Source organism: Oleiphilus sp. HI0067 (assembly GCF_001635735.1).
In genome coordinates this window covers 1-1,612 of sequence record NZ_LWFI01001687.1, presented here as the reverse complement: position 1 = coordinate 1,612, position 1,612 = coordinate 1, and the positions used below count along the sequence as shown (strand labels likewise).

The window sequence follows — 1,612 nt, the reverse complement described above, 5'->3', positions numbered from 1 at the left end:
CGAGCAAGATCAGGCAGGGCAGCGAATCAGTGATCGTACAGATTCATTGTCCTACAGCTCGCAACAAGCCAATTTGGTTAAAACCATCGATCAGGTTGTACTGAACAGCTGGGGTGAAGTATCTGCCGTGCGTTATGAGGTAGGTGAGACTTTACTGCAGAACTTACAAGCTTATTTGTTGCTGTGTGCAGAGCAAGCAGGTGGGCCATTCGAATTGATCGTGCGCTGTTTTAGTTCGTTCAGAGCGAGAGCCATTGAAGACCGAGTGAAAGCATTATTTTATGAGGCTCGCTCTGTATTATTTGGCCCAGATCATCAAGTCCGTTCAGTTAGGTATATTATTGGTTTGGGCAAATCCTTCTATTTGATTCATGCAGCGAACACGCAATTTCGTTTTGAGCTGTTCGAAACTCAAGATGTACTCTTTGAACGTTTAAGGCGTGTTGAAGGCAGTTACTTGCCGATTAGGTTCGATAGCCATGCTCTTGAACACGAAACCGTTCTGAAAACAGCGCTCGCGATGAACGAGCCAGATTTAATTCAAGTCTTTTATGTCTATCAAGAGAACGAAATTGATCTGTATGTATTAGACGAGTTTGGGGGCTTGTTAAAGGGGAGCCTTCCACGCCAAGACGAGTCGATCATGCAGTCAGCGGTGTTCTCTTTCTTAAGTATCGTGCTAGATCGCAGACAATTGAGTATGGCGCATCATCATCACGGTGTTATGCCAACGGTTGCGCTGTATGCAGTGTCCGAGTCACAAGGTGATATTCATACACGGCGCATAAAGCGGATTGATTTGCTAGAGGCAGAGCCCGTTCACGCCTTCGCTAATTATGCAGGAGACACCTTGCATTATGATTTCCATGCGCTTGGTAAAGACTTCTCTTATACCGAATATGGTGATCAACAATTCGCCGCATTAACACATAGTTTTGAGCACTCTCGTACACGCGCGGGTGCGTATTTGAAACTCACTGATCTGAGTTTTCCCGCTGATCCTTTGGGTGTATTGCGCAGTGATGGCCAAGGCTTTGGTGTTCTTGATTACTTTAAAGTATTCATTGAATTTGAAACAGCTTTTGCCAAAGCTGTTAATTCCCAGCAGCGCACATCTTAGCGTTAGTCTTTGCTTGTACGACAAGCTATAATCGCCCCATCTTTGATGTCAGAAAATCTTTTTTGGAAATCGCCATGCGCCATATAAAGACCTTTGGTCTGCTTTTAGTTGTAAGCTCAGTGTTATTGGGCTGCGGACAAAAGGGCGCCTTGTATTTACCTGAAACAGAAGAACCTGCACAAGAGCAGTCATCTGACGCATAACTTGATTAGTAAAGGCGGCGAGCGATTTAATCGCTGAAATAGTATGGATTATTTTACTCTAAAAAATGGTCAGCTTTACGCTGAAAACGCATCCCTTCAAGACATTGCAGAGCAATACGGTACGCCAACGTATGTGTATTCACGTGCAGCATTTGAGCAGAGCTTTCTTGCTTATAAAAATGCATTCGGGGATCACGATCACCTTGTTTGCTACGCAGTAAAAGCGAATTCGAATCTCGCGGTATTGAGCATTCTTGCTCATTTAGGTGCAGGTTTTGACATCGTATCG

2 protein-coding genes and 1 pseudogene are annotated in these 1,612 nt (G+C 44.4%); all 3 read left to right on the top strand.

Annotated features, from left to right (window positions below; genetic code table 11):
- Positions 1–1,120: class I adenylate cyclase (locus tag A3739_RS26975; RefSeq protein WP_197472624.1), on the top strand; the 1,120-nt coding region annotated here is incomplete at its 5' end.
- Between the two features lie 74 nt (positions 1,121–1,194).
- Positions 1,195–1,323, top strand: a complete 129-nt coding sequence (locus A3739_RS29020) for a lipoprotein (RefSeq protein WP_156502643.1) — start codon at positions 1,195–1,197, stop codon at positions 1,321–1,323.
- Between the two features lie 43 nt (positions 1,324–1,366).
- A pseudogene (locus tag A3739_RS26970) lies at positions 1,367–1,612 on the top strand (diaminopimelate decarboxylase); the annotation flags it as partial.

Coding starts and splice junctions, on each gene's coding strand:
- A3739_RS29020 (WP_156502643.1), top strand. CDS start 1,195: ATGCGCCATATAAAGACCTTTGGTCTGCTTTTAGTTGTAAGCTCAGTG.